Consider the following 24751-nt stretch of genomic DNA (forward strand, 5'->3'; position numbering starts at 1 on the left):
GACTCAGGTTATGGCAGTTATCTTAAGGGTGAGGTGTAAAGTTGTGATTTTGAGGAGTTGATGCCCAATTAAGTAGGGAGGCACAATTATTTGTAGGATGGGTTAGCGGTAGCGTAACCCATGCGGGCGTTGGGTTTCATACTTCAACCCAACCTACGTTCATCTAAAAAGATTATAATTTGTTTTCTCAATTTAGGATTAGTAAACCATGGCAAGTATAGAAACATTATTAGCAGAAATTATTAAGGCTGCATCTCACATTTGCAGAAATAGCGACAATCGGCAATTATTGGTGAATCTTAAATTGGTACAAGTATATTAACAACTGCGTGTAAGCATCTCACCGAAAAGCAAATGCGCTCCGGGGTTTGGGGGGTAGAACCCCCCAAAAGCTTGGATTGAGTCATAAAATCGAAAGTAACGCCCAATTTTCAAAGAGAGGTTCCCTTTAAAAACCCCAACTTAGTAGATTTATAAAAATGAGATGCACCCAATTATTAAGGCAATGCTACACATAAATTTTTGCTGACTGAATAAATATCTTCAAACAAATAATCCCATTGATGTTCTAGGTGTCTAGCAATGTGGTAAGCAAGCAAGGGTGGGACAGCATTACCAATTAGTTTGTAACCATCCGTAGCCGAAAGTGAATATTTTTCATCTCCCTTGTTTTGTGGACGCACAAATTGAAAATCATCGGGAAAAGTCTGTATTCTCGCACATTCCCGCACAGTTAAACGTCTCATTTTTAACCCTGCTTCTAACTCATTAACTATCTTTCCCCCTAATTCTAAAGATAATCTCCTAAATTCAATATTACCGTGATGTTCCGAGCGAATAGTCGGACTTAAACCCTGTAAATTAACCTCGATTTGTCCCTGAGTTTTACCATAATGTTTAGCTTTTGAATAGCTTTTTTGTGAGAGGTCAAATAACTCATCTTCTGGTTCTTCTAAACCTGATAATATCTGACCCACTGTACTGTAAGTTTTAAGAGGATATATTGACTCAAACAGATTTAATTGATGCTTAATAACTTTATGGGTTGGATGCGGAAAAATATCATTATTTTCTAGATGTCCTATCGCTGTCGCTTTTAAATAGGTTTTATTTAAACCGATAAAGATAATTCTTTCCCTGGTTTGGGGAATTCCATAATCGGGAGCAAAGAGAAGTTTAGGGATAACTATATATCCATCTTTACCAATGGCACTAAAATCATCTTCAATTATATCTTTAACATTAGCTAAAGAGATTAAACCTTTGACATTTTCAGCAATAAAAACTTTAGGTAAGGTTAATTCAATAACTCTCTTCATCCAATAATAGAGTTTCCCGCGATTATCCTGAAAACTATCTTCACTCTCGTCTAGCAGTTTCCCCGTGTGACTTTTGTGAGAATTAAACCCCTTTCTTTTTCCTGAAACACTAAAATCTTGACAGGGAAAACCTCCCGTTACTACATCGATATTACTGGGAAACTGAAACTCGCCTTTTTCTGCTTGTTTGACTAAATCTACAATACTCCCCAAGTGAAATACATTTGTTTTACCCCTTTTTTCAAAGTAGGGAATCCAAGCATTATGGGCAGCTTTAGTTATATCATTAGCAAAGACAGTTTCAAAAGAAGTACGCAGTAGTTTTAGCCATGGTTCCCGTCTTTCTACTATCCAATCTTGATGAATATTTTCATTAACACAGTCTTGGTGTACCCAAAAACCTCCCTCTAATCCTAAGTCCATTCCCCCGCAGCCAGAAAATAGGGATAAAACTCGCTTTTGTTGCCTATTCATCACTATTGATTAAATGAGTAATTTAATAATATCACACTGATAATCAACTCGATCGAAAGGGATTAATTAAAGTTAGTTGATTGGATATTATTAACCCATCCTGCATATCTTCAGAGTAAAGAAGACTAGCATCGGTTGCTAAGGCACTAGCTACAATTAAACTATCCCAAAAAGAAAAACTGTATTGAGTGCGGAGTTCAGAGGCTCTTAAAATAATATTGCGATCAAGTTGAATAACAAGACATCCATCGTAAAATTCTTGAATAATTTGTCTAATTTGAACTTCACTTATTTTAGCTTTTTTGGATAAAACAGCGCAAACTTCATTAATAATTTGCGTACTGATTAAGATATTTTCCCTGCTAGTTAAAGCGGCCGCTAGATTGCGTTTTCGCCTTTCTGCAGCATCGTTACACTCTGGGTCTATTAAAAGACGGTATAGCCAGATATTAGAATCACAAAAATAAAGAGAATTGGTCATAATTATAGCTGATGAATTTCTTCCCGATTTAATTTACGAATACCTTTAACAGCAACGGGATTTTGAGTTAATTGGGCAATGATTCCAGTGGTTGACACTTTTTTATTTTGTTTGATCACAATAACTTGAACTTCGCTGTCTTCCTTCAAGTCCTGTTGGTATTCTTCGGGAATTTCGATGATACCTTGTTTGATTTTGGCTTTAAATTCCACTGCATTTAACATATTGTTGCTCTCGAGCGACTGTCTATTAAGATTAATTATAGCCCTCTTCTGTCAGTGGGAAGTGGTAAGTATGGCTGTACCGTTGACTGTATCTAGAGTAGTTTATTGGTTTTACATTGCTTTAGCTCAAGCTCTGTAAGACTTTTAGGCATAGCTACTATATTTATAGGGGGGAAGTTCAGAAATAAGGCAAATTCGTAAATCAGAATATTTTCATGGGCGGCGATAATCTGCTTAACCCGAACTCAGGCAATGTTAAGATTTATTTTGCTAACTACTTTTTGGCTATTCTTTGCTGTATAATGGCGGCATTCGTATCTAATAGAATATACAAGGTTCTCTCCACTCTTGCCTGTTCCATAAGTTGTTCCCTGACATAATCTAGATGTTTCCATCTCTAGGGCTGGGTGGAGAGGCGGTAATGCGTCCTCAATTCTTTACCTTTAATCAGTCGCAAGATTAAGGTAAAGTGGCCTTGAGCCAATTTAATTTTTTGATTGTTCCGGCTCTTCGGTTTGTGTTATGCAATGGAGGGGGGTTATAAGGGATGGAACCCTTATATAGAAAGGCATTTAGCGATTTTTGTCAATTGTTTTTTATCTAGAGCGAACTAATCAATTAAGTCTCTTGCCAGATAAGGATTTAGTCGATTTATGCCCCCCTATCGAACCATAACAAGTAACGAAGAGCCATTGTTCCCTAGCTTTCGTTCCCCTGAAATACAGTTAATTAGGACATAAGAAAGACAATGAACCCGATTTTTTCCGATATATTTGACGGCAATCTCTTAGACAATAACATAACTAACGGTACTGGCCTCGCCGATAATATCGTTCTTGATAACGGTAATGACACTTCTGACGGTGGTGCTGGTGATGATCTAATGTATGGTAATGGGGGCAGCGATAGCCTTCTAGGTAATGCGGGCAGCGACAATATTCAAGGTGGTTCAGGTAATGACACCCTCGATGGTGGGGCTAATAACGACACCCTTGATGGTGGGGCCGATAACGACACTTACCTCTTCGACACGGATCTGGTCTTGGGTAGCGATCGCCTAATTGATGCCTCTGGAATCGATACCCTCAACTTTGCGGCGACCACAACTAAAACCATCAACCTCAATCTCGGCAGTACCGCCGCCCAAACCGTCACCGCCGGAAATCTCACTCTCACCCTAGCTAGTGCCACTGCCTTTGAAAATGTCATTGGTGGTAGCCTCAATGACACGATTGTGGGCAATACTCTGGCTAATTCTCTCACCGGTGGGGCTGGTAATGATAGCCTTGACGGTCGGGCTGGTAACGACACCCTTGATGGTGGGGCTAATAATGACACATACCTCTTCGACACGGATCTGGTCTTGGGTAGCGATCGCCTAATTGATGCCTCTGGAATCGATACCCTCAACTTCGCGGCGACCACAACTAAAACCATCAACCTCAATCTCGGCAGTACCGCCGCCCAAACCGTCACCGCTGGAAATCTCACTCTCACCCTAGCTAGTGCCACTGCCTTTGAAAATGTCATTGGTGGTAGCCTCAATGACACGATTGTGGGCAATACTCTGGCTAATTCTCTCACCGGTGGGGCTGGTAATGATAGTCTATCTGGTGGAGACGGTGATGACACACTGATTGGTGGCAGCGGCACTGACACAATGACCGATGGTGCGGGTAACGACATTTACCGATTCTTGAGTGTATCAGATAGTCAGGTCGGTGCTGCGCGGGACGTACTTACAGATTTCACTCCTGGATTTGATAAGATTGACCTATCGGCGATCGATGCCAATACTACTATAGCGGGTGATCAAGCTTTCACTTTTGTTGGTACTGGTGCCATTGGTATTGGCGGTCAAGTCAACTACTTTATTTCTGGTAGCAGTTTGATTGTTCAGGCAGAAATTGAGGGAGATGGTAACTTAACTGTTGATATGCAAATTCAACTCAATGGTGGATTATCTGCGATTGCGGCAACAGACTTTATCCTCTAGTCTGTGACTAATTGCACTTTTTAATCTCACGTTAGAGACAGTAAAATCTACTCCTCGGCGTGAGATTAATATTTAGTCGGATGAAACATCAACACCATAATAGCCAGAAATTACTGTAATTTGATGGGCGGAGTCGGACTCGAACCGACATGAGGGGCTGCCTCGCCACATTTTGAGTGTGGTGCGTCTACCAATTTCGCCATTCGCCCTTGGCATTAGTTTTATCATTATAACCCATTTTTGGCCCTTTTAACAAATTTTGATAATCGGGGGAACTGGCCCAACGATCGATTTCTCGCGCGCGCAGGACGGGGAGGGGATGGGTTAACTGTTGAGTTTGCAAACCCTTTAACATTTCGCCCATTTCCGAGGCGCTGACGGCATCGTAGGACTTGGCCTGATCGATAAAAGCCTCTAAATTTAATAAAGGTGCCAGACTGGGGGAACCTCCGGCTAACTTCATTAACACCGACATGACGATTTTTGGGTCTTGAACTGCCAATAAAGCCGCTCGATCGCAACTAAACTCGGCGCAGCGCACCCATGCTAACATTCTCTCCTGTAGGGATCGTGCTAACATTGTCCCCCAATTGGGCAGTAATCCCGCCGCTAGGACCATAATATTGGCTAAAGTCAGATAAACGCCGTGTTCACATTTGAGATGTCCTAATTCGTGGGCGATTACCGCTTGAATTTCTGCGGGAGTCAGCATTTCAATTAGGGAAGTGTGCATCACCATAAACGGTTTTTTGCCGCGCATGGCGAAGGTATAGGCGTTAGGAACGGGGTTTTGTTGAATGTATAATTGAGGTGGTTCTAAGTCGAGAATTCGGCAAGCTTCTAGGAGGAGATTATGCAGGTCGGGTAATTGTTTTTCCCCCACCAAAACACTAGCAGCAATATTATTTAAGTAAAAGAATTCCTCAGCGACGGAACCTAACAAACTTCTCACGGCTATATCTAACCCAGGCAACTGTTTAAGGGAGTTAGTGGCCTCTAGGTCGATGGGATGCCGAAAATCATTGGCTTTTAAGCCGAGTAATAACTGTTTTGATAATTCCATATTCTTATTCATTTAACCAAGCTTTGACGCGTTCTAAACTTTTCCAATCGGGTTTTCTAGCCAAACCATCAGCGATATTTTCATCCACTTCTTGGCGAACTTCTTTGTTTAAACTAACTAATTGTTGCACCAGTTCGATATGTTCTCTAACTCCGGCGGTTTTGGTTTCTAACATAGCTAAAACCAAATTGATCCGGTTTTGGGGGGAAACTTTATCGAGTTTAACGGCTTTTTGGGCGGCTTTTAGGGCTAATTCCGGTTTATCGGTGAGCATATATAACCAAGCTAAACAGGACCAAACGGCGGCATTTTTCGGACTGCGATCGCTTAATTGTTTAAATTCCGGCAATAAACTGGCGGCGCTTTCTCCCTGTTGGTAGCGTTCTAAACCTTGTTCGAGGGTAAAATTGGCGGTTTCTGTCATTTTCAGCTGCGGGGTTAATCAAGGAGCAAATTTAACGGTTATCGGCGTATTACACAAAGCTAGTACAAATCACCTTCATCTAGTATTTTAGCAAAATTTGTCCCCTTGTCAGCAAAATTTTAAAAGACGATGCCCCGTTCTCGCCAGATCATCAATAGGCCACTCATTGAAACGAATAACATCACTGCTTGTTTAAATTGCTGGGGACTCATTCTTTCTAAAACTTTTTGTCCTAACCAATTGCCCGGCCAGGCCGCTAATCCTAACAATAAACCGTAACCGAGAAAAGGCAGATGTAAAACTCCAAAGGCTGCGTAGGCGATTAATTTCGCCACATGAACTACGACCATGTGAACGGATTTCGTTGCCACCATTGGTTCTTTAACTAGCCCATAGTTAATATAAAACAGGTTCATCATCGGGCCGGTACTACCGACTAATCCTGACAAGAAAGCGTAGATAAATCCCGAGGGCATAAAATACCAAGTTTTAATCTCAAAAAAAGGATTTTCTTGTTGGGGAAATAATTGTTTAAGCGAGGATAAAACCAGAAAGATTCCCAAAACTAGCGGCAACCATTTGAATTGTAAATGGGCAAAGACAAAAGCACCGAGGGTAGATCCCATAATTGCCCCAGGTAAATACCACACCGTCGAGGGCCAGTCAATGGCGCGCCAATACATTCCCATGCGTTGGACGTTACCGATTAGCATCCCCGTGGTCAAAACCGGAGGAATGACGGCAGCATCGAGAAACCAACCTAAAACGGGGAGTAGAATCAGGGGACTACCCCCACCAGCCAGGGTGCTAAAAAACCAAGCTAGACTACCTGCCAACATCAAGGTAACAATGATCATCGAGTTGTAAAGTTAATTCACAAAGAGTTACTTAATCTATTATGATATCTTCTTTGGGATCTTCATCGGTATAATGCCATTCCACATTGGGCATAGCCTCGAAAGCTTGCCGGACGTAATCTTCCCAGAGTTTCCGCATTTTAGCTAGGTAGGGATCTCCCAAACGCAATTGTAACTTATGACGTAGGCTTAGGCTATTAGCTTCATACATACTCAAATAGATAGGTGGACCGACGGAAATATTCGATTTCATGGTCGAATCGATCGAAAGTAAGGCACATTTGGCCATTTCCTCTAGGGGTGTATCATAGGTAATGGTGCGATCAAGAATCGGTTTACCGTATTTAGTTTCACCTATCTGTAAAAAGGGCGTTTCTTTGGTGGCTTGAATATGATTTCCCTGGGGATAAATCAGGAATAATTGCGGTTCTTCTCCTTTAATTTGTCCCCCAAGAATAAAGTTACATTGAAAATCAATATTATCTTTTTCTAGCCAAGTCCTTTCCCTAGCTTGTACTTGACGACTTTTATCACCGATATAGTGGGCTATATCGTAGAGATGATTCAGAGAATGAAGACTTTTATCCTCTTGATTGTGCAGATCTCTTTTTAGTTCGTGAATCACTCCTTGGCTAATCGATAAATTCCCCGATGTGCAGACCATAATTACCCTTTCTCCCGACACCGAAAAGTCAAATAATTTCCGATAGGCCGAGATATAATCGACTCCCGCATTCGTGCGAGAATCTGCCCCCATAACAATGCCAAAACGATTGATAATTCCTAAACAGTAAGTCATTTTCAGTAATCAGTGAACAGTAATCAGTAATCAGTGAGCAGTAATCAGTGAGCAGTAATCAGTGAACAGTAAACAGTAATTAGTGAAGATTGATCGGTGAATAATATCATTTAAAGCTTAAAACTTAAAAATTTAATCTGATAACTAATCACTGATAACTGCTCGGTGAATAATATCATTTAAAACCTAAAACTTATCACTTTAATCTGATAACTGATAACTGATAACTGATAACTGATAACTGATCACTGATAACTGATAACTGATCACTGATCACTGATAACTGATAACTGATAACTGATAACTGATCACTGATCACTGATAACTGATAACTGATAACTGATAACTGATAACTGATAACTGATAACTGAATTAAGCCATAACCATACCACCATCGACGTTAAAGACTTGACCAGTGATATAAATAGCGGCGGGATCGGCGGCTAAAAAACGCACCATCCCGGCGACTTCTTCCGGTTTTCCGTAACGGGAGAGGGGGATATATTTGAGAATTTCATCTGCTTTGAGGTCATGAGTCATATCAGTTTCAATAAAGCCGGGGGCCACGGCATTAACAGTGATGCCTCGACTGGCAAATTCCTTGGCTAAAGTTTTCGTTAAACCGATAACACCGGCTTTAGCGGCGCTGTAATTAGATTGACCCGGATTACCCATCAAACCGGATACAGAAGTGATGTTAATTATGCGGCCGCTTTTCTGTTTTAACATCAATTTACCGACGGCACGAGTGCAGAGAAAAACCCCGGTTAAATTGAGATCGATGACCGCTTGCCAGTCTTCTAATTTCATTCTTAACATTAGGGTATCCCGGGTAATACCAGCATTATTAACTAAGACATCAATATGACCGAATTTTTCCTTGGTACTGTCCACTAAATTATCCACTTCTTCGCTTTTAGCCACATCTGCTTGTAGTGCTATGGCCTTTCCCCCGGCCGCGGTAATTTCTTCGACAACGGCATCGGCAGCACTGCTAGATTTAGCATAGTTCACCACTACAGTAGCACCCTGGCTGGCTAATTCCAATGCGATCGCTTTGCCGATCCCTCGCGAGGCCCCGGTTACTATGGCTACTTTGTCTTGTAAATGCTGGCATTCTGCGGGTAATAGTTTCATAATTTTCTGCATTCCCCAAATAATCGTCAAATCTCAAGAGAAAACTTTGTACTGATAACTTTGCTCAAAACACTTCATTATCTCACAAGCGGGTTAATCTGACCGCAGCAATCCTCAAGCGCAATCGCTCTGTCCCCACTTTCCTGTATAGTATCAGGGAGAATTGGCCGCCACTAATTGATCGAGTTGTTGCTGCATCAAATAACAGACTTTCTCATAACATTCGCGTACATAACGGCGGTCCCGGGCCGCTTTTTTGCCGTAACGTTCAAAAATAATTGGGGGACAAACCCGGGTATGTATCGGTACGGGTAAGGGAATATTCGGCAAGGGACCGATAGCTAGTCCCCAGGGTAAACCGAAATAGATGGGACAGGTCCCGGGGTCAATACCGAAAGGCCAAGGCATACCCTGTTTATGCAATTCTTTTAATTGAGGATAAATATCGTCGAGGACAAACAGAGTCGAGTGAGCGCCGTGGGAAATGGCGGGAATAATCGGCACTTCGTACTGTAAAGCTAGTTTAACAAAAGCTTGATTACCGGCAAAATGAATTTTATTTCTTAAACTGTGGGGACGGAAAACATCCGTAGCACCTCCGGGATAAATTAGGACACTAGCGCCACTATCCAAAGCGGCGATCGCCATTTTCGGATGTGCGTGAACGGCCCCCATTTGGGTCGCTAGACTAGCTTGGGGTGGGAAAAATCGCCAGACTCGCGAATCCATCAAACCATAGACTAAGCGATCGCTGCCAAAGCGTTGAAACCAATCATACATCATCATAAACATATCGGGAGCCGCTAAACCGCCGTTATGGGAGCCGATGAATAATACTTGTCCTGAGGGGGGAATATTTTCCCAACCATCGGTTTCGACGCGAAAATAATGGTGATAAAACCAATCCAGAAGGGGGACAAATTTTTCGATCACTTGCGGATCGCGATCCTCTAATGACCAACCGGTGAGGGTATCAACAGGGGCCTTAGCCGCTTCTAGGGATAATTCGGCAAAAGTCGCCGTAGATGAGACAAAAGAACTAAAAATCTGCATTGATGCCCAGTGGATAATTTAAGCGCATCTTATTATCGCAAATTTCGGTTAAAAAACCCATCGTTTGAGAACGGCTTTCCTTGATAATTTTATCATTTTTAATGTCTAATCTTCACAGTTGAACCAATTTTTATCTAATAACTGTTCTAAACTGTAAGGGCATTCTGAGGGAAAATCGCCAAAAAAACCAGTTTTTTGTTGAACATAATCGAAAGCATCCTGATAGATTATCGGTAATTCCTCAGCTAAATAATTCTGTAAATTTGCTGTTAAAGATTTTCTTAATTGCGTGCGAAACCTGATAATTTCCGCTCGCCAATGATTCCCATTTATTTCTGCTTCTGTTGTCCAATATTGTAAAAGTAATAAATGCCTGATTACTTGTTCAAGTAAGCTACTGACTCGGTTTTTATCTCTTTTACTCAAGCTTTCTAATTCCTCAATTAAATGGATTATATCTAATTCATCTAAGCGATTTTCCTTGAGGATTTTTATTGTTTCCTCTAACCAAAGATGTTGATCAATTTCGTAAAGTAGGGGCAGGGTTTCTCCTCCCTCTACTTGCCAGGGATTCTGATTTAAAGTTTTCATTGGGTTGTTGGCGGTTTTTAATAGGAAATAAGCACCCTCATATATATATTAGGCCACTTTCTCCTAATTTTGATATTGACACGGGAAAAATTACCGCCCCTCCTTACAGTAACTAACTGCCATTATCCCTAAATAAATGTAAAAAAGATTAATTTTCGCCAAAATAGTTGACTTTACACTCCTCCTGTGGTGCGGTGCGCTTCAAAGTAGGTTGGGTTGAAGCATGAAACCCAACGCTAGAAACGACTCTAAGACCGATAGTATTTCAGCTAGGGAAAGGATGTTTCCATTCAATTAATTTCTAAGCACGAGTAGAGAGATTTTTGGCGTGGTTGAAGGAATAGAGGACGGTTTACGCAATCCCCTCGCCTTCGGTTTCCCCCTTTGAAAGAGGAGGTAGGGGGGATACCTAATACCATTTTTCAAAAGTAATGGCAGAGATGGTTAATTACCCTCACCCCCAATCCCTCTCCCAGAAAAGAAGAAAAGAGTAATATACTTGCCACCAATAAAGAAAAATGGTATAAGAAGTTATTTTTCAATTCTTGATTAGGAGCTATAAACCCAATTTTTCCGTAGGTTAAGTTTTTAGTTTTTACATAAAGAAACATTTTCATTGATGCCGGTTTTACCCGTTAATATCCAGCCTTCTTGTGGTGATTTTATGGCCACCCAGTTCAGATTATCATTGGTGGTAAAGATCATTAAAGGAAATGATTCCCCTTGAACAATTTGTCCACTTTTAACGATGCCTAAATGACGGGAATTAGTGGTAGAGTCTTCATAAATTATTAAGCCATTTTTCACGGAACTATTAACGCGCAAGCAAGGAACAGTTCCTAAAGAGGTGTTATAGGCAGTAACAGTATTAGTGCCTTTGAATTGACCATTTATCCAACAGCCATATTGTATGTTTCCCGAACCTATTTGATTGATGTCATTATCTAATCTCCACCAGTAGGTTTCTTGTTGTTTCTTCTCTGCATTGGGGGTGTCAACTTCGCCAAAACATAATTGCTGTAATTCTAGTCCTGCTCCTAAGTCCATATTGGAGAAACCGAAATCTATATTTGCATCGGTTAATTTATCCCAACGTTGCCATAGTGTCCAGCCTGTTTGGGGTTGATTATTGGAACCATTCGGATCGCCTATTTCTGCTTGTGTTTTTATGGAGAAAAGGTTGATCAAGCTATAAATTGTTAAACTGAGTAAGCTGGTTTTTACAATGTTCGACATTCTCATCTTGAATTATTGTTTAGAGGAGTAATAGAAAGTAGATCTTGTAGGGTGCGTTAGGCGGCCACTAATTCTGTCAAAAAAAAACAAATTTATAATCCGCCGCAACGCACCATCTCCATTATCAATGTTGTTTTCTATTCAACGAATTGTACTACAGGTCACAAGTCTTTTGGCAACTTTATGCACTGCGTTAACCCCAACATCAAAACAATGAGAAAAAGGGAGGTGCCCTTGGGGTGCTGTCATTAAATTAAAGGTAAAGGTATCTGGGTATTCCCAATTCTCCCTCCTCCAGCCGACGCGATAAGCGAACTTCTCCAAAATCCGATGATTATAGTCGAACTCATACAATTCTTTATCCGATGCACTTCTCCACCCCTCACTTCTCTTGAGACTCTCAAGATTTCTTTGCAAAGATGTACCGCCGAGACTCTCATAGATGTCTTTCTGGACACTGAAGCCAAACTTACCCTGACTATAGTGTAGCCAGAGTTGGTTGATAGTCCGTAAATCTTCACAAGGAAGATTATCGATTATCGGGGAGCATCTCACTTACGCGATGAGTAATTATACTTAGCCTAAAAGCCACTCTTAATCGTGTCTTGGAACGAAATAGAGGCTTTTAAAGACCGCGTACATGGAGAATTAAAACAAGAATTACCCTCGAAAAGCCTATTTTTCTACTAAGTATTTATGCTCATTGCAAAGGTGAGATGCTCCCGATTATCGAATCCTCTAAGCACTGTTCCTCCAGCGAGTCCACTAATGATTGTATATGTTGTCCTGTCTGCTTCCTCCCACTTTCCTGCTGCTAGTAAGTTATGAAGAAAGTAGTAATTTTCTTTCGTTGTTGCCATGATATATGGACTCCTTATCTTTATATTTGTTCTGATCACTTACAACCCACATTCCGCACCCTAAGTGTCACAACGTTTCAAAAGGGGAAGATGCCTGAGTCAAAATACTTATCTAGAGGAGTGAGTTGGCGGCAAGCTGCCGGCAACTAAGCCGAAAATTTCAGGGTTCCCCCAGTGCGATCGCCGATCTTGTAGGGTGCGTTACACTACGTTAACACACCTCTTTACTGATTCAAGCTATTAAAATATGGCGGATGAATTAAAGATTGGGTTCAATTTATAACTCTACCCAATTCTGTAAACTTAATCCTTCAACCCTCAATAAATTACTGTCATTAGAAACAACAATTAAACTTTTAACTATAGCAGTAGCAGCAATTAAAATATCTTCTGTTTGTATGGGTAATCCTCTTAATCTAAGATCAGCATGAATTTCGGCTGCTTTTTCTAAAATAGCTAAATCATCTAATAAAATAATTTGATAATCCTGACAAAGTTGGTTAAATCTTTCTCTTTATTTAGGTGCAGCAACTGCCAAAAATACTCTCTTAATTTCAAAATAAGTAATGCAACTGATAAAGATACTTTTTCTTTGAGCTTTGACATCTTCAATTTTTTGATAAACTTCAAGATTACGCTTAATTAGTATCTAGCGAATAACTCATAATTACCTATTTACGCTTAATTGCTTCATCGAAAATAGCCATTTGTTCAGGAGTAAAATCGCCGCCAATTTTTGACAGGATTTCTGTGGACATAATAAAGCTACAATGCTCTTTCAATTCTGCATCTGACATAGTGTTAAATTCCTCAAAAGGTAAATTTTTTTCAAATAATTCAACCAAATGTTTCACTATTTCTGAATAATTAAGCTCCTCTTTAAAGAAAGGACGATCTTCCATTAAAATAGAAACAACTTGCTCAATTCTCTTAATCATCGATTTTTGTCTGACATCAGTTGATAACATATTTATGCCGCCAGTAAATTTTCAATAATATTTATCAACTGCCAATATATCAAGTTTCTCGTGGTTATGCAACATCGTGAGTTCGATCTCGAATAGATCCCCGTAACGGTGTCTTGAGTGGGATGTACCGCCATTCTCATCGGATGGTGATTTCTGCGATGTCGAACCTGTTTGGGGTGAAGATGTCTTTATGGTTAAAAGATCGCAAGGGACGCACCTTATCAGACGAGGACATATTACACTATCCTTATGATAATAGTAACCTTAGCCGAAACCATGAAGTTAATGACGTTAATCGATACTGTTATACCCGGTTTCCCAATTGAGTAATGAGTAATTGGCACTTTAAGACTTTAGAGGAACTAGAAGTCAAAGTAGATAAATTGTTTAAGAAGTAACACCCCGGAGGGTTGCTTCTCTCACGGAATTTCCCTTCATCCTTGATGCTTTAAGTAGTCATGCAAAATTAATTACCTGCCCGATCGAGCTAAAACCCTTACGGGGCAATGATCGTCATGTGTAAATAATTTTGCCTAGGTACTTATCTGCTCTGAATACAATTTAATTTGGTATCAGCAGAGGTCCCTCGCTTTTAGCGATGGCACTTCTGCTGACACTCAGTTAAATACAGTAAGAGCTTATTGCCTTAAACCAGAGGATGTCACAGCACTATATTGGTAACAGGTAAACTATACACTCCAGCGACCGCCAATTGAAAGTCGCTGACTGCATCGCCGTTGGTATCCCCGCAAAGGAGACCGCCGTAAAAGCGCAGTTGTCCCGCTTGACCTGAAAAATCCGAGGCACCAATAAACGTGAAACTCTGATTACCATCGTTGAGGGAGTTGGCATCAATGCCAGAGATATCAATAGTATCAAGATCAGTATTGAAATCGAGGATATTGTCTTGGTTTGCACCTTGACCGATTTCATCAACGGTGTTGAAGATAAAACAGTCCGGACCTTCACCTCCCGTTAGTTGATCTGACCCTAATCCTCCGATAAGAGTGTCCTCACCACCGCCACCGTTAAGTTTGTCCTCACCACCGCCACCAATAATCAAATTATTGGCAGCATTACCGGTGATATTATCATTCCCCCAATAGCCATTGATTTGGATATTGTCACCGACAAAAGCAGTATTAGAGAAGTCGAGGGTGTTGTCACTCCAATCACCGACAATGGTGACTTTTCCTGTTACTCCTGTCCCGTCGATGTTTTCAATGCCACTATTAACCCCAAAACTCTTGAGACCAATATCAACATTACCCGTACCTTTGGCGACGATGGTATCTGTGCCAGTGGTTCCTGTATCCGTAATGGTGTCATAGCCTTCAAAGGTATTCCACTCATTACTTTGATAGCCTGTATAAATGTATTGGTCGGAACCGTTACCACCGTTAAGTTTGTCCTCACCACCGCCACCAATAATCAAATTATTGGCAGCATTACCGGTGATATTATCATTCCCCCAATAGCCATTGATTTGGATATTGTCACCGACAAAAGCAGTATTAGAGAAGTCGAGGGTGTTGTCACTCCCATCACCGACAATGGTGACTTTTCCTGTTACTCCTGTCCCGTCGATGTTTTCAATGCCACTATTAACCCCAAAACTCTTGAGACCAATATCAACATTACCCGTACCTTTGGCGACGATGGTATCTGTGCCAGTGGTTCCTGTATCCGTAATGGTGTCATAGCCTTCAAAGGTATTCCACTCATTACTTTGATAGCCTGTATAAATGTATTGGTCGGAACCGTTACCACCGTTAAGTTTGTCCTCACCACCGCCACCAATAATCAAATTATTGGCAGCATTACCGGTGATATTATCATTCCCCCAATAGCCATTGATTTGGATATTGTCACCGACAAAAGCAGTATTAGAGAAGTCGAGGGTGTTGTCACTCCAATCACCGACAATGGTGACTTTTCCTGTTACTCCTGTCCCGTCGATGTTTTCAATGCCACTATTAACCCCAAAACTCTTGAGACCAATATCAACATTACCCGTACCTTTGGCGACGATGGTATCTGTGCCAGTGGTTCCTGTATCCGTAATGGTGTCATAGCCTTCAAAGGTATTCCACTCATTACTTTGATAGCCTGTATAAATGTATTGGTCGGAACCGTTACCACCGTTAAGTTTGTCCTCACCACCGCCACCAATAATCAAATTATTGGCAGCATTACCGGTGATATTATCATTCCCCCAATAGCCATTGATTTGGATATTGTCACCGACAAAAGCAGTATTAGAGAAGTCGAGGGTATTGTCACTCCAATCACCGACAATGGTGACTTTTCCTGTTACTCCTGTCCCGTCGATGTTTTCAATGCCACTATTAACCCCAAAACTCTTGAGACCAATATCAACATTACCCGTACCTTTGGCGACGATGGTATCTGTGCCAGTGGTTCCTGTATCCGTAATGGTGTCATAGCCTTCAAAGGTATTCCACTCATTACTTTGATAGCCTGTATAAATGTATTGGTCGGAACCGTTACCACCGTTAAGTTTGTCCTCACCACCGCCACCAATAATCAAATTATTGGCAGCATTACCGGTGATATTATCATTCCCCCAATAGCCATTGATTTGGATATTGTCACCGACAAAAGCAGTATTAGAGAAGTCGAGGGTGTTGTCACTCCAATCACCGACAATGGTGACTTTTCCTGTTACTCCTGTCCCGTCGATGTTTTCAATGCCACTATTAACCCCAAAACTCTTGAGACCAATATCAACATTACCCGTACCTTTGGCGACGATGGTATCTGTGCCAGTGGTTCCTGTATCCGTAATGGTGTCATAGCCTTCAAAGGTATTCCACTCATTACTTTGATAGCCTGTATAAATGTATTGGTCGGAACCGTTACCACCGTTAAGTTTGTCCTCACCACCGCCACCAATAATCAAATTATTGGCAGCATTACCGGTGATATTATCATTCCCCCAATAGCCATTGATTTGGATATTGTCACCGACAAAAGCAGTATTAGAGAAGTCGAGGGTGTTGTCACTCCCATCACCGACAATGGTGACTTTTCCTGTTACTCCTGTCCCGTCGATGTTTTCAATGCCACTATTAACCCCAAAACTCTTGAGACCAATATCAACATTACCCGTACCTTTGGCGACGATGGTATCTGTGCCAGTGGTTCCTGTATCCGTAATGGTGTCATAGCCTTCAAAGGTATTCCACTCATTACTTTGATAGCCTGTATAAATGTATTGGTCGGAACCGTTACCACCGTTAAGTTTGTCCTCACCACCGCCACCAATAATCAAATTATTGGCAGCATTACCGGTGATATTATCATTCCCCAATAGCCATTGATTTGGATATTGTCACCGACAAAAGCAGTATTAGAGAAGTCGAGGGTGTTGTCACTCCCATCACCGACAATGGTGACTTTTCCTGTTACTCCTGTCCCGTCGATGTTTTCAATGCCACTATTAACCCCAAAACTCTTGAGACCAATATCAACATTACCCGTACCTTTGGCGACGATGGTATCTGTGCCAGTGGTTCCTGTATCCGTAATGGTGTCATAGCCTTCAAAGGTATTCCACTCATTACTTTGATAGCCTGTATAAATGTATTGGTCGGAACCGTTACCACCGTTAAGTTTGTCCTCACCACCGCCACCAATAATGACATCATTACCAGTGCTACCGGTGATATTGTCATTCCCCCAATAGCCGTTTATTTCGATATTGTTACTGAGGAATTTGGTATTAGAGAAGTCGAGGGTATTGTCACTCCAATCACCGACGATGGTGACTTTTCCTGTTACTCCTGTCCCGTCGATGGTTTCAATGCCACTATTAACCCCAAAACTCTTGAGACCAATATCAACATTACCCGTACCTTTGGCGACGATGGTATCTGTGCCAGTGGTTCCTGTATCCGTAATGGTGTCATAGCCTTCAAAGGTATTCCACTCATTACTTTGATAGCCTGTATAAATGTATTGGTCGGAACCGTTACCACCGTTAAGTTTGTCCTCACCACCGCCACCAATAATCAAATTATTGGCAGCATTACCGGTGATATTATCATTCCCCCAATAGCCATTGATTTGGATATTGTCACCGACAAAAGCAGTATTAGAGAAGTCGAGGGTGTTGTCACTCCAATCACCGACGATGGTGACTTTTCCTGTTACTCCTGTCCCGTCGATGGTTTCAATGCCACTATTAACCCCAAAACTCTTGAGACCAATATCAACATTACCCGTACCTTTGGCGACGATGGTATCTGTGCCAGTGGTTCCTGTATCCGTAATGGTGTCATAGCCTTCAAAGGTATTCCACTCATTACTTTGATAGCCTGTATAAATGTATTGGTCGGAACCGTTACCACCGTTAAGTTTGTCCTCACCACCGCCACCAATAATCAAATTATTGGCAGCATTACCGGTGATATTATCATTCCCCCAATAGCCATTGATTTGGATATTGTCACCGACAAAAGCAGTATTAGAGAAGTCGAGGGTGTTGTCACTCCAATCACCGACAATGGTGACTTTTCCTGTTACTCCTGTCCCGTCGATGGTTTCAATGCCACTATTAACCCCAAAACTCTTGAGACCAATATCAACATTACCCGTACCTTTGGCGACGATGGTATCTGTGCCAGTGGTTCCTGTATCCGTAATGGTGTCATAGCCTTCAAAGGTATTCCACTCATTACTTTGATAGCCTGTATAAATGTATTGGTCGGAACCGTTACCACCGTTAAGTTTGTCCTCACCACCGCCACCAATAATGACATCATTACCAGTGCTACCGGTGATATTGTCATTCCCCCAATAGCCGTTTATTTCGATATTGTTACTGAGGAATTTGGTATTAGAGAAGTCGAGGGTATTGTCACTCCAATCACCGACGATGGTGACTTTTCCTGTTACTCCTGTCCCGTCGATGGTTTCAATGCCACTATTAACCCCAAAACTCTTGAGACCAATATCAACATTACCCGTACCTTTGGCGACGATGGTATCTGTGCCAGTGGTTCCTGTATCCGTAATGGTGTCATAGCCTTCAAAGGTATTCCACTCATTACTTTGATAGCCTGTATAAATGTATTGGTCGGAACCGTTACCACCGTTAAGTTTGTCCTCACCACCGCCACCAATAATGACATCATTACCAGTGCTACCGGTGATATTGTCATTCCCCCAATAGCCGTTTATTTCGATATTGTTACTGAGGAATTTGGTATTAGAGAAGTCGAGGGTATTGTCACTCCAATCACCGACGATGGTGACTTTTCCTGTTACTCCTGTCCCGTCGATGGTTTCAATGCCACTATTAACCCCAAAACTCTTGAGACCAATATCAACATTACCCGTACCTTTGGCGACGATGGTATCTGTGCCAGTGGTTCCTGTATCCGTAATGGTGTCATAGCCTTCAAAGGTATTCCACTCATTACTTTGATAGCCTGTATAAATGTATTGGTCGGAACCGTTACCACCGTTAAGTTTGTCCTCACCACCGCCACCAATAATGACATCATTACCAGTGCTACCGGTGATATTGTCATTCCCCCAATAGCCGTTTATTTCGATATTGTTACTGAGGAATTTGGTATTAGAGAAGTCGAGGGTATTGTCACTCCAATCACCGACGATGGTGACTTTTCCTGTTACTCCTGTCCCGTCGATGGTTTCAATGCCACTATTAACCCCAAAACTCTTGAGACCAATATCAACATTACCCGTACCTTTGGCGACGATGGTATCTGTGCCAGTGGTTCCTGTATCCGTAATGGTGTCATAGCCTTCAAAGGTATTCCACTCATTACTTTGATAGCCTGTATAAATGTATTGGTCGGAACCGTTACCACCGTTAAGTTTGTCCTCACCACCGCCACCAATAATGACATCATTACCAGTGCTACCGGTGATATTGTCATTCCCCCAATAGCCATTGATTTGGATATTGTCACCGACAAAAGCAGTATTAGAGAAGTCGAGGGTGTTGTCACTCCAATCACCGACAATGGTGACTTTTCCTGTTACTCCTGTCCCGTCGATGGTTTCAATGCCACTGTTGGCGCTAAAGGAAAGAATCCCTAGGTCCACGTCTCCTGTACCCAAAGCCACAATTTTATCCACCCCGGTGGTCCCTGTATCGGTGTAGATGTCATAGCCTTGGAAACTCGACCAGCCTCCGGCTAGATTACCGGAGACATAATAAGTGTCTGAGTCTTCACCTCCATCTAATTGGTCATTGTCTGCGCCGCCATAGAGGAGGTCATTACCAACCCCACCCGATAAATTGTCAGACCCCCAATCTCCATCGATTAGGTCATCGCCGCCGCCACCATTGAGAATATCGTTTCCCCCGTAACCCATCAGGTGTTCGGCAAGATTCGTACCTGTAATCGTGTCGCTGGAGTTATCACCGTAAATAATGGTTTTCTGAAGATAGAAATAGTTGAGCCAACTGGCAACATCGTTAAGGCGAGCATTGGCATCGCCGTCTTCGTTGACGAGACGATTTTCTTCGATGGTAAAGCCAATATGATAGAGTCCATCGGCCACGGTATTGACTAAATTTTTGCCAAAATATTGAGTTGTCGCTCCGTCATTTTGCACCAGATGGTAGCCTGTTTCCTCATCCCCTTCATCATCACCGTGAAGGAGGACAAATTCTTCATAGTGATTAGTGCGAACCCATTGATTGAGGGTGCGAATATCATCGCTGGTAATCCAGCCATCAGCAGCGATACCTGTAGCAGTAATGCCATCTACTAATAGATGGTTAAGTCCGTCGGCGGCGGCGGCTCCGGCGTTAATATCCCCCGCATTTGTCCACTTGGCTAAGCCAGTATCAATTTTGATGGTATCGACAATTTTGTCTAATCCTGTGCCAGTGGTGGACTGATCGACGTAAAAATATGTTACCCAATCTGCTACGTCTTTTACTGTGGCATTAGCTGCACCATCTTCGTTGAGAAACCGCCCATTTTGGATCTCAAAACCAATATGATAGATTCCGTCGGCAACAGTATTAACTAGGTTTTTTGCAAAATATGTGGTCTGAGCGCCGTCATTTTGAACTAAATGGAAGCCAGTTTCTGTTGTGCCGTCATCATCCCCATGCAGAACAATAAAAGTATTATAACGGGTGGCATCAGAGCGAATCCAATTGTTAATTTGTGCAATATCGCTTTCGGAAATTGAACCATCGGCGGCGAGATTGTAGGTGGTAATCGCTGTTTTTAATAAATCATTCAGTCCATTGGCCGCATCAGCACCGCCAGCAATTTCTTGCCAAGGTATATTTTGCGCTAAACCCTGATCGGCAATAATTAATTCCGTAATCCGATCAAGTCCGGTATTAGTTGTGGCCCGATCTGTATAAAATTGGGTTAGCCAATCCGCCACCTGAGCAACTGTGGCATTGGCGTTACCATCTTCATTGACAAAGGTGCCATTTTCAATTAGGAAACCAATGTGATAAATGCCATCAAAAACCGTATCAACTAAATTTTGGTTGCGATACTGTTGAGTCGCTCCGTCATTTTGGACTAAATGAAACCCTGTTTCTGTTGTGCCGTCATCATCGCCGTGGAGAGCAGTAAATTCTGCTAAACGGTTAGCGCGAATCCAAGCATTAATCGCAGTTACGTCACTGACAGTAAAAATGCCGTTACTAGCAACTCCAGTGGCTTGTTTGGCTTCTAAGATTAACTGATTTAATTCATTAGCCGCCGTCATTCCACCCGTAATATTTGTGCCGAGATTAGCACCAGCCAGTCCTGGATCTATGCCAATTCTTTCAACCGTTTGATCTAGTCCCGTTCCGGTTGTTCCGATTGGGTAATTTTGCACCATCGAATAAGATTTGCTTGCCATAATTTTTAACTATAAAAAATAAGGTAGTTAGTGAAATAGCAACAATTGTTAGACAAGTAACGGCAAAACCGCACTAAGGCAGGTTTATCCTAAATCCAGTTAGCAAAACCCAGTTATCATCAGGGACTGCTGAAGTGGTCACTAGGAACAAGAAGGCTTGTCCACTGCACTGGATCAGGGGGATTTGGTGTTACCCTGACAATTGCGGATCGATATCCTCACCCATACCCGAAGTCGCTCCCAACGATTGGACAGTCTCAGATGGTCGATAAGTTCTAACCGATTGTCTTGCCTCTGCTCAGACTATCGAACGAGGCTTTCCGACCTTGATAGTCCTGAGTCGGCGTTTGATAATCTAACCTTTGATGGAATCTTAGCTTATTGTAGCATTTTTTACAGATATACGGTCTGCGCTGCTTTTTCTCTCTTGGCGTTGCTCAAATAAAAATACCTGAGCTTGCGCGTAACTCAATTTAAAACTAGGCGATCGCTGCAAGCCTCTGATCAGATGGCTGACAACCGACTCGGTGCTATCTACTTTCGTCAACTGGAGGTTGGGACGGTGGGTCAGGTGAGGAGCAATTTGGGAAGTCGTCAGGACAATTTCCCAGCTATCAAAGACAACTAATATAAAGTAACTTTACACCTCTTTTATCACTTTTGGAAAATGCTATTCTTGTAGATGAGACAAAAGAGCTAAAAATCTTCATTGATGCCAATTGGATAATTTCAGCGCATCTTATGATAGTCTAAATCTTTTCGGCTCTTCGGGAATTGTTATGCAAATAATTAACTTCAAATAAAATTCGATGAGAGCAACTACGCTCAAAAGTAGCTGAAATCCATACAGGGAAGGACTTAAGGCACAAACAGGTTAATACCAAAAGATAGACAATTGAGTTAAGATTTGATATAATAGCCAAAAACGAGATTATTTTACTTATGATACTTGACAAATTTTTGAACCTAAAAGGAACCTGTATTCAAGGCTATCTACACCTAGAAAATATCGGTATAGTTTGCCGAATCGAATCGAAAAATCAAAAAGCAACCTGTCCTCGTTGTGGGTTAGAGAGCGATAAACTCCACCAAAATCATCGACATTTAGTCAAAGATTTACCAATCTCAGGACAACCAGTGTACCTACAGGTTAATCGTCGTCAATTTAAGTGCGATAATTGTCAGAAACCCTTTAGCGAAGAGTTAGATTTTGTCGCCAAGAAACGAACCTATACGAAAAGACTAGCCGAGAATATACTCGAACAATTAAAAGAAGGAGATATTTTAAATGTTAGTCGAAGAAATGACGTAACGGAAGAAGAGATTCAAAGAATGATAGAGGACATAGCTGAAGAAATTACAGAGACAGACCTATCGAAATTAAAAAGACTAGGAATTGACGAAATCGCTCTAGTCAAAAGACAAAAAAATTACTGTGCGGTTTTAGTAAATTTAGATACGGGAAAACTAATAGCTATTCTAGAGAAGCGAACACAAGAAGAATTGAGGGAAACGCTTACAGGGTGGGGAAAAGAGGTGTTAGAGCAAATTGAAGAAGTCAGCATAGACCTTTGGTTGCCCTATAAAAATTTAGTGAAAGAATTGATGCCATCGGCCGAGGTAGTCGCCGATAGATTCCATGTAATGAACAAATTAATCAAGAGTTAGACGAACAGAGAAAAGCAGAAAAAAGAGCGGTAGAAGCGCAGAAAAATAAAAAACAGAAAGCGGAAAAAGAAGCGAAGCTAGAAGTTTTAAAGCGAAGTAAATATAGTCTGTTAAAAAATGAAGAAGATTTAACGGAAACTCAAAAAATCAAACTAGAAGCTATCAAAGAAAAATTCCCAAATTTGAAAAAGATGCAGGAATTAAAGGAAGAATTTAGAAAGATTTATGAAACCTCAGAGAATTCGACAGAGGGAATGCTATCCATCTCGGAATGGTTGGCAAAATCCTCCAGTGTTTTTACCAAGAGTTGTCAAACAATCCGAAACTGGTTTGGAGAAATCATTAGTTATTTCGAGCGAAGGACAACGAATGGGGTGGTCGAGGGAATCAACAATAAACTGAAACTAATAAAACGGAGAGCCTATGGCTTGAGAAACTTTCGTAATTTTTGGGTTAGAAGTATGTTATCTTGGCATCTTGTCTGTTGATTTAGCATAAATAGTAACGAAGAGCCATCTTTTCTTAAAGATGGTAGTAGGAAAGAGCGGCTACCGTGAGAGAGTAGTATCCATCGTCTCGGTCTTGAGTGGGATGTATGGCCATTCTCATCGGATGGTGGTTTCTGTCATGTCCGACCTGTTTGGGGTGAAGATGTCTTTATGGTTAAAAGATCGCAAGGGACGCACCTTGTCAGGCGAGGACATATTACACTATCCTTATGATAGTAGTAACCTGAGCCGAAACCATGAAAACAATTAGTTTTAAAACCCATGTAGGAGAAGATGGAACATTACAAATATCTTTACCACCTGAACTTAAAAACACAGATTTAGAAGTCACCTTAGTTGATCAGCCAATATCTCTAAAAGAAAAAGAAGAAAAAACCACATTTAGCCAATGGCAAGAAGGCTTTTTTGAAGAAGTAATTGGCGGTTGGGAAGGTGAATTATTAGTAAGAGAAAAACAGCCAGATTATGAGGAAAGAGAACAACTACTATGACTTATCTGTTAGTACAAATGTTTGTATTAAGCTACTTAATAATAGTAGTTTGGCTGTTACTCATGAGTTAGCAAAACATCAGCCAGACGAGATTTATTTATCTACTGTGGTACAATTAGAATTATATTATGGGGCTTATAAAAGCAGTAGAAAAGAGCAAAATTTAGGTTCTTCGGTTTGTGTTATGCAATGTACGGGGGTTATAAGGGATGGAACCCCTATATAGAAAAGCATTTAGCGATTTTTGTCAATTATTTTCGATCTAGAGCGAACTAATCAATTAAATCCCTTGCCAGATAAGGATTTAGTCGATTTATGCCCCCCTATCGAACCATACCAAGTAACGAAGAGCCAAAATTTAGCGAAGCTAGAGCGTTTCTTTAATCAATTTAAGATTTTACCTTTTGACCAAAATTCTGCAAAAATTGCTGGAAGAATTCGGTCTCAATTAAATCAATTAGGTATTCCTGTCGGTGGTTATGATTTACAAATTGCAGCTATTGCTATGGCTAATGAGTTAATTTTAATCACTCATAATATCCGTGAGTTCAGTCGTATAGATGGTTTAAAATATGAAGACTGGGAGATTTAATTATGGCTAATACTATAAAATAACTTTACATTTCTTTTATCACTTTTGGAAAATGCTATCCTTGTAGATAAGACAAAAGAACTAAAAATCTCCATTGATGCCAATTGGATAATTTAAGCGCATCTTATGAT

General features: G+C 41.3%; 18 protein-coding genes, 1 tRNA gene and 3 pseudogenes. 4 read left to right on the forward strand and 18 right to left on the reverse strand.

Going from position 1 to position 24751, the window contains the following annotated elements; all coding sequences use genetic code 11:
- Positions 1 to 497: 497 nt before the first annotated feature.
- Genes VL20_RS12910 through VL20_RS12920 form a run of 3 tightly spaced genes read right to left on the reverse strand, consistent with a single transcriptional unit; the run spans position 498 to position 2498 of the window.
- Positions 498 to 1793: a DNA cytosine methyltransferase gene (locus VL20_RS12910; RefSeq protein WP_002757788.1), complete on the reverse strand. Its 1296-nt coding sequence runs from the start codon at positions 1791 to 1793 to the stop codon at positions 498 to 500.
- 43 nt (positions 1794 to 1836) lie between these two features.
- Positions 1837 to 2274 (reverse strand): PIN domain-containing protein, encoded by a 438-nt coding sequence (locus VL20_RS12915; RefSeq protein WP_128575209.1) that lies wholly within the window; start codon positions 2272 to 2274, stop codon positions 1837 to 1839.
- Positions 2275 to 2276: 2 nt separating this feature from the next.
- Complete coding sequence (locus VL20_RS12920; RefSeq protein ID WP_052276732.1) at positions 2277 to 2498, reverse strand: hypothetical protein; 222 nt, start codon at positions 2496 to 2498, stop codon at positions 2277 to 2279.
- Between the two features lie 748 nt (positions 2499 to 3246).
- Between VL20_RS12920 and VL20_RS12925 the strand changes: the two genes are divergently transcribed.
- Positions 3247 to 4494: a calcium-binding protein gene (locus VL20_RS12925; protein ID WP_052276733.1), complete on the forward strand. Its 1248-nt coding sequence runs from the start codon at positions 3247 to 3249 to the stop codon at positions 4492 to 4494.
- A 124-nt stretch (positions 4495 to 4618) separates the two neighbouring features.
- Here the strand turns inward: VL20_RS12925 and VL20_RS12930 are convergent.
- The 15 genes and pseudogenes from VL20_RS12930 to VL20_RS12990 all read right to left on the reverse strand — a co-directional run bounded on the left by VL20_RS12930 (position 4619) and on the right by VL20_RS12990 (position 21360).
- Positions 4619 to 4703, reverse strand: a tRNA-Leu gene (locus VL20_RS12930).
- The gene (locus VL20_RS28520) at positions 4682 to 5569 is read right to left on the reverse strand and encodes a M48 family metallopeptidase (protein ID WP_170863945.1); all 888 of its coding nucleotides are present in this window, start codon (positions 5567 to 5569) and stop codon (positions 4682 to 4684) included. The genes VL20_RS12930 and VL20_RS28520 overlap by 22 nt, the downstream gene beginning before the upstream one ends.
- Positions 5562 to 5981, reverse strand: coding sequence for a tetratricopeptide repeat protein (locus tag VL20_RS12935; RefSeq protein WP_002766728.1), 420 nt, complete (start codon positions 5979 to 5981; stop codon positions 5562 to 5564). Before VL20_RS12935 ends, VL20_RS28520 begins: the two co-directional genes overlap by 8 nt.
- Before the next feature lie 119 nt (positions 5982 to 6100).
- Positions 6101 to 6838 (reverse strand): sulfite exporter TauE/SafE family protein, encoded by a 738-nt coding sequence (locus VL20_RS12940; protein ID WP_052276734.1) that lies wholly within the window; start codon positions 6836 to 6838, stop codon positions 6101 to 6103.
- Positions 6839 to 6869: 31 nt separating this feature from the next.
- Positions 6870 to 7637 carry a proteasome-type protease gene (locus VL20_RS12945; protein ID WP_052276735.1) on the reverse strand — a complete coding sequence of 256 codons (768 nt, stop codon included), beginning with the start codon at positions 7635 to 7637 and terminating at the stop codon, positions 6870 to 6872.
- Between the two features lie 196 nt (positions 7638 to 7833).
- The gene (locus VL20_RS32690; protein WP_284526142.1) at positions 7834 to 7956 is read right to left on the reverse strand and encodes a hypothetical protein; all 123 of its coding nucleotides are present in this window, start codon (positions 7954 to 7956) and stop codon (positions 7834 to 7836) included.
- Between the two features lie 53 nt (positions 7957 to 8009).
- Positions 8010 to 8786, reverse strand: coding sequence for a 3-oxoacyl-[acyl-carrier-protein] reductase (gene fabG, locus VL20_RS12950; RefSeq protein WP_002766731.1), 777 nt, complete (start codon positions 8784 to 8786; stop codon positions 8010 to 8012).
- A gap of 141 nt (positions 8787 to 8927) precedes the next feature.
- A complete protein-coding gene (locus VL20_RS12955) occupies positions 8928 to 9827 on the reverse strand; it encodes a lysophospholipid acyltransferase family protein (RefSeq protein ID WP_052276736.1) in 900 nt (299 codons plus the stop codon).
- Between the two features lie 105 nt (positions 9828 to 9932).
- Positions 9933 to 10418 carry a DUF29 domain-containing protein gene (locus VL20_RS12960; protein WP_052276737.1) on the reverse strand — a complete coding sequence of 162 codons (486 nt, stop codon included), beginning with the start codon at positions 10416 to 10418 and terminating at the stop codon, positions 9933 to 9935.
- A gap of 588 nt (positions 10419 to 11006) precedes the next feature.
- Complete coding sequence (locus tag VL20_RS12970; protein WP_249264946.1) at positions 11007 to 11654, reverse strand: SH3 domain-containing protein; 648 nt, start codon at positions 11652 to 11654, stop codon at positions 11007 to 11009.
- Positions 11655 to 11795: 141 nt separating this feature from the next.
- Positions 11796 to 12191, reverse strand: a pseudogene (locus VL20_RS12975) (GUN4 domain-containing protein); the annotation flags it as partial.
- Between the two features lie 600 nt (positions 12192 to 12791).
- Positions 12792 to 13163: pseudogene (locus VL20_RS28525) on the reverse strand (PIN domain-containing protein).
- Positions 13164 to 13185: 22 nt separating this feature from the next.
- Positions 13186 to 13482: a hypothetical protein gene (locus VL20_RS12980; RefSeq protein WP_002790267.1), complete on the reverse strand. Its 297-nt coding sequence runs from the start codon at positions 13480 to 13482 to the stop codon at positions 13186 to 13188.
- Positions 13483 to 14143: 661 nt separating this feature from the next.
- Entirely contained in the window at positions 14144 to 16816 is a 2673-nt protein-coding gene (locus VL20_RS12985; RefSeq protein WP_052276741.1) for a beta strand repeat-containing protein, read from the reverse strand.
- Entirely contained in the window at positions 16774 to 21360 is a 4587-nt protein-coding gene (locus VL20_RS12990; RefSeq protein ID WP_052276742.1) for a beta strand repeat-containing protein, read from the reverse strand. The genes VL20_RS12985 and VL20_RS12990 overlap by 43 nt, the downstream gene beginning before the upstream one ends.
- Positions 21361 to 22302: 942 nt before the next feature.
- Between VL20_RS12990 and VL20_RS12995 the strand changes: the two are divergent.
- The 3 genes and pseudogenes from VL20_RS12995 (at position 22303) to VL20_RS13005 (ending at position 24620) form a co-directional block, all read left to right on the forward strand.
- Positions 22303 to 23516, forward strand: a pseudogene (locus VL20_RS12995) (ISL3 family transposase).
- A gap of 257 nt (positions 23517 to 23773) precedes the next feature.
- Entirely contained in the window at positions 23774 to 24028 is a 255-nt protein-coding gene (locus tag VL20_RS13000; protein WP_052276743.1) for a hypothetical protein, read from the forward strand.
- A 244-nt stretch (positions 24029 to 24272) separates the two neighbouring features.
- Complete coding sequence (locus VL20_RS13005; RefSeq protein WP_052276744.1) at positions 24273 to 24620, forward strand: PIN domain-containing protein; 348 nt, start codon at positions 24273 to 24275, stop codon at positions 24618 to 24620.
- The last annotated feature ends 131 nt before the right edge of the window (positions 24621 to 24751 follow it).

Origin of the sequence: Microcystis panniformis FACHB-1757, assembly GCF_001264245.1 — a bacterium.
GTDB lineage: Bacteria > Cyanobacteriota > Cyanobacteriia > Cyanobacteriales > Microcystaceae > Microcystis > Microcystis panniformis.

Excerpts from the sequence above, each read along its gene's own strand:
- VL20_RS12910 (WP_002757788.1), bottom strand. The coding sequence starts at position 1,793 with ATGAATAGGCAACAAAAGCGAGTTTTATCCCTATTTTCTGGCTGCGGG.
- VL20_RS12915 (WP_128575209.1), bottom strand. The coding sequence starts at position 2,274 with ATGACCAATTCTCTTTATTTTTGTGATTCTAATATCTGGCTATACCGT.
- VL20_RS12920 (WP_052276732.1), bottom strand. The coding sequence starts at position 2,498 with ATGTTAAATGCAGTGGAATTTAAAGCCAAAATCAAACAAGGTATCATC.
- VL20_RS12925 (WP_052276733.1), top strand. The coding sequence starts at position 3,247 with ATGAACCCGATTTTTTCCGATATATTTGACGGCAATCTCTTAGACAAT.
- VL20_RS28520 (WP_170863945.1), bottom strand. The coding sequence starts at position 5,569 with ATGAATAAGAATATGGAATTATCAAAACAGTTATTACTCGGCTTAAAA.
- VL20_RS12935 (WP_002766728.1), bottom strand. The coding sequence starts at position 5,981 with ATGACAGAAACCGCCAATTTTACCCTCGAACAAGGTTTAGAACGCTAC.
- VL20_RS12940 (WP_052276734.1), bottom strand. The coding sequence starts at position 6,838 with ATGATCATTGTTACCTTGATGTTGGCAGGTAGTCTAGCTTGGTTTTTT.
- VL20_RS12945 (WP_052276735.1), bottom strand. The coding sequence starts at position 7,637 with ATGACTTACTGTTTAGGAATTATCAATCGTTTTGGCATTGTTATGGGG.
- fabG (WP_002766731.1), bottom strand. The coding sequence starts at position 8,786 with ATGCAGAAAATTATGAAACTATTACCCGCAGAATGCCAGCATTTACAA.
- VL20_RS12955 (WP_052276736.1), bottom strand. The coding sequence starts at position 9,827 with ATGCAGATTTTTAGTTCTTTTGTCTCATCTACGGCGACTTTTGCCGAA.
- VL20_RS12960 (WP_052276737.1), bottom strand. The coding sequence starts at position 10,418 with ATGAAAACTTTAAATCAGAATCCCTGGCAAGTAGAGGGAGGAGAAACC.
- VL20_RS12970 (WP_249264946.1), bottom strand. The coding sequence starts at position 11,654 with ATGTCGAACATTGTAAAAACCAGCTTACTCAGTTTAACAATTTATAGC.
- VL20_RS12980 (WP_002790267.1), bottom strand. The coding sequence starts at position 13,482 with ATGTTATCAACTGATGTCAGACAAAAATCGATGATTAAGAGAATTGAG.
- VL20_RS12990 (WP_052276742.1), bottom strand. The coding sequence starts at position 21,360 with ATGGCAAGCAAATCTTATTCGATGGTGCAAAATTACCCAATCGGAACA.
- VL20_RS13000 (WP_052276743.1), top strand. The coding sequence starts at position 23,774 with ATGAAAACAATTAGTTTTAAAACCCATGTAGGAGAAGATGGAACATTA.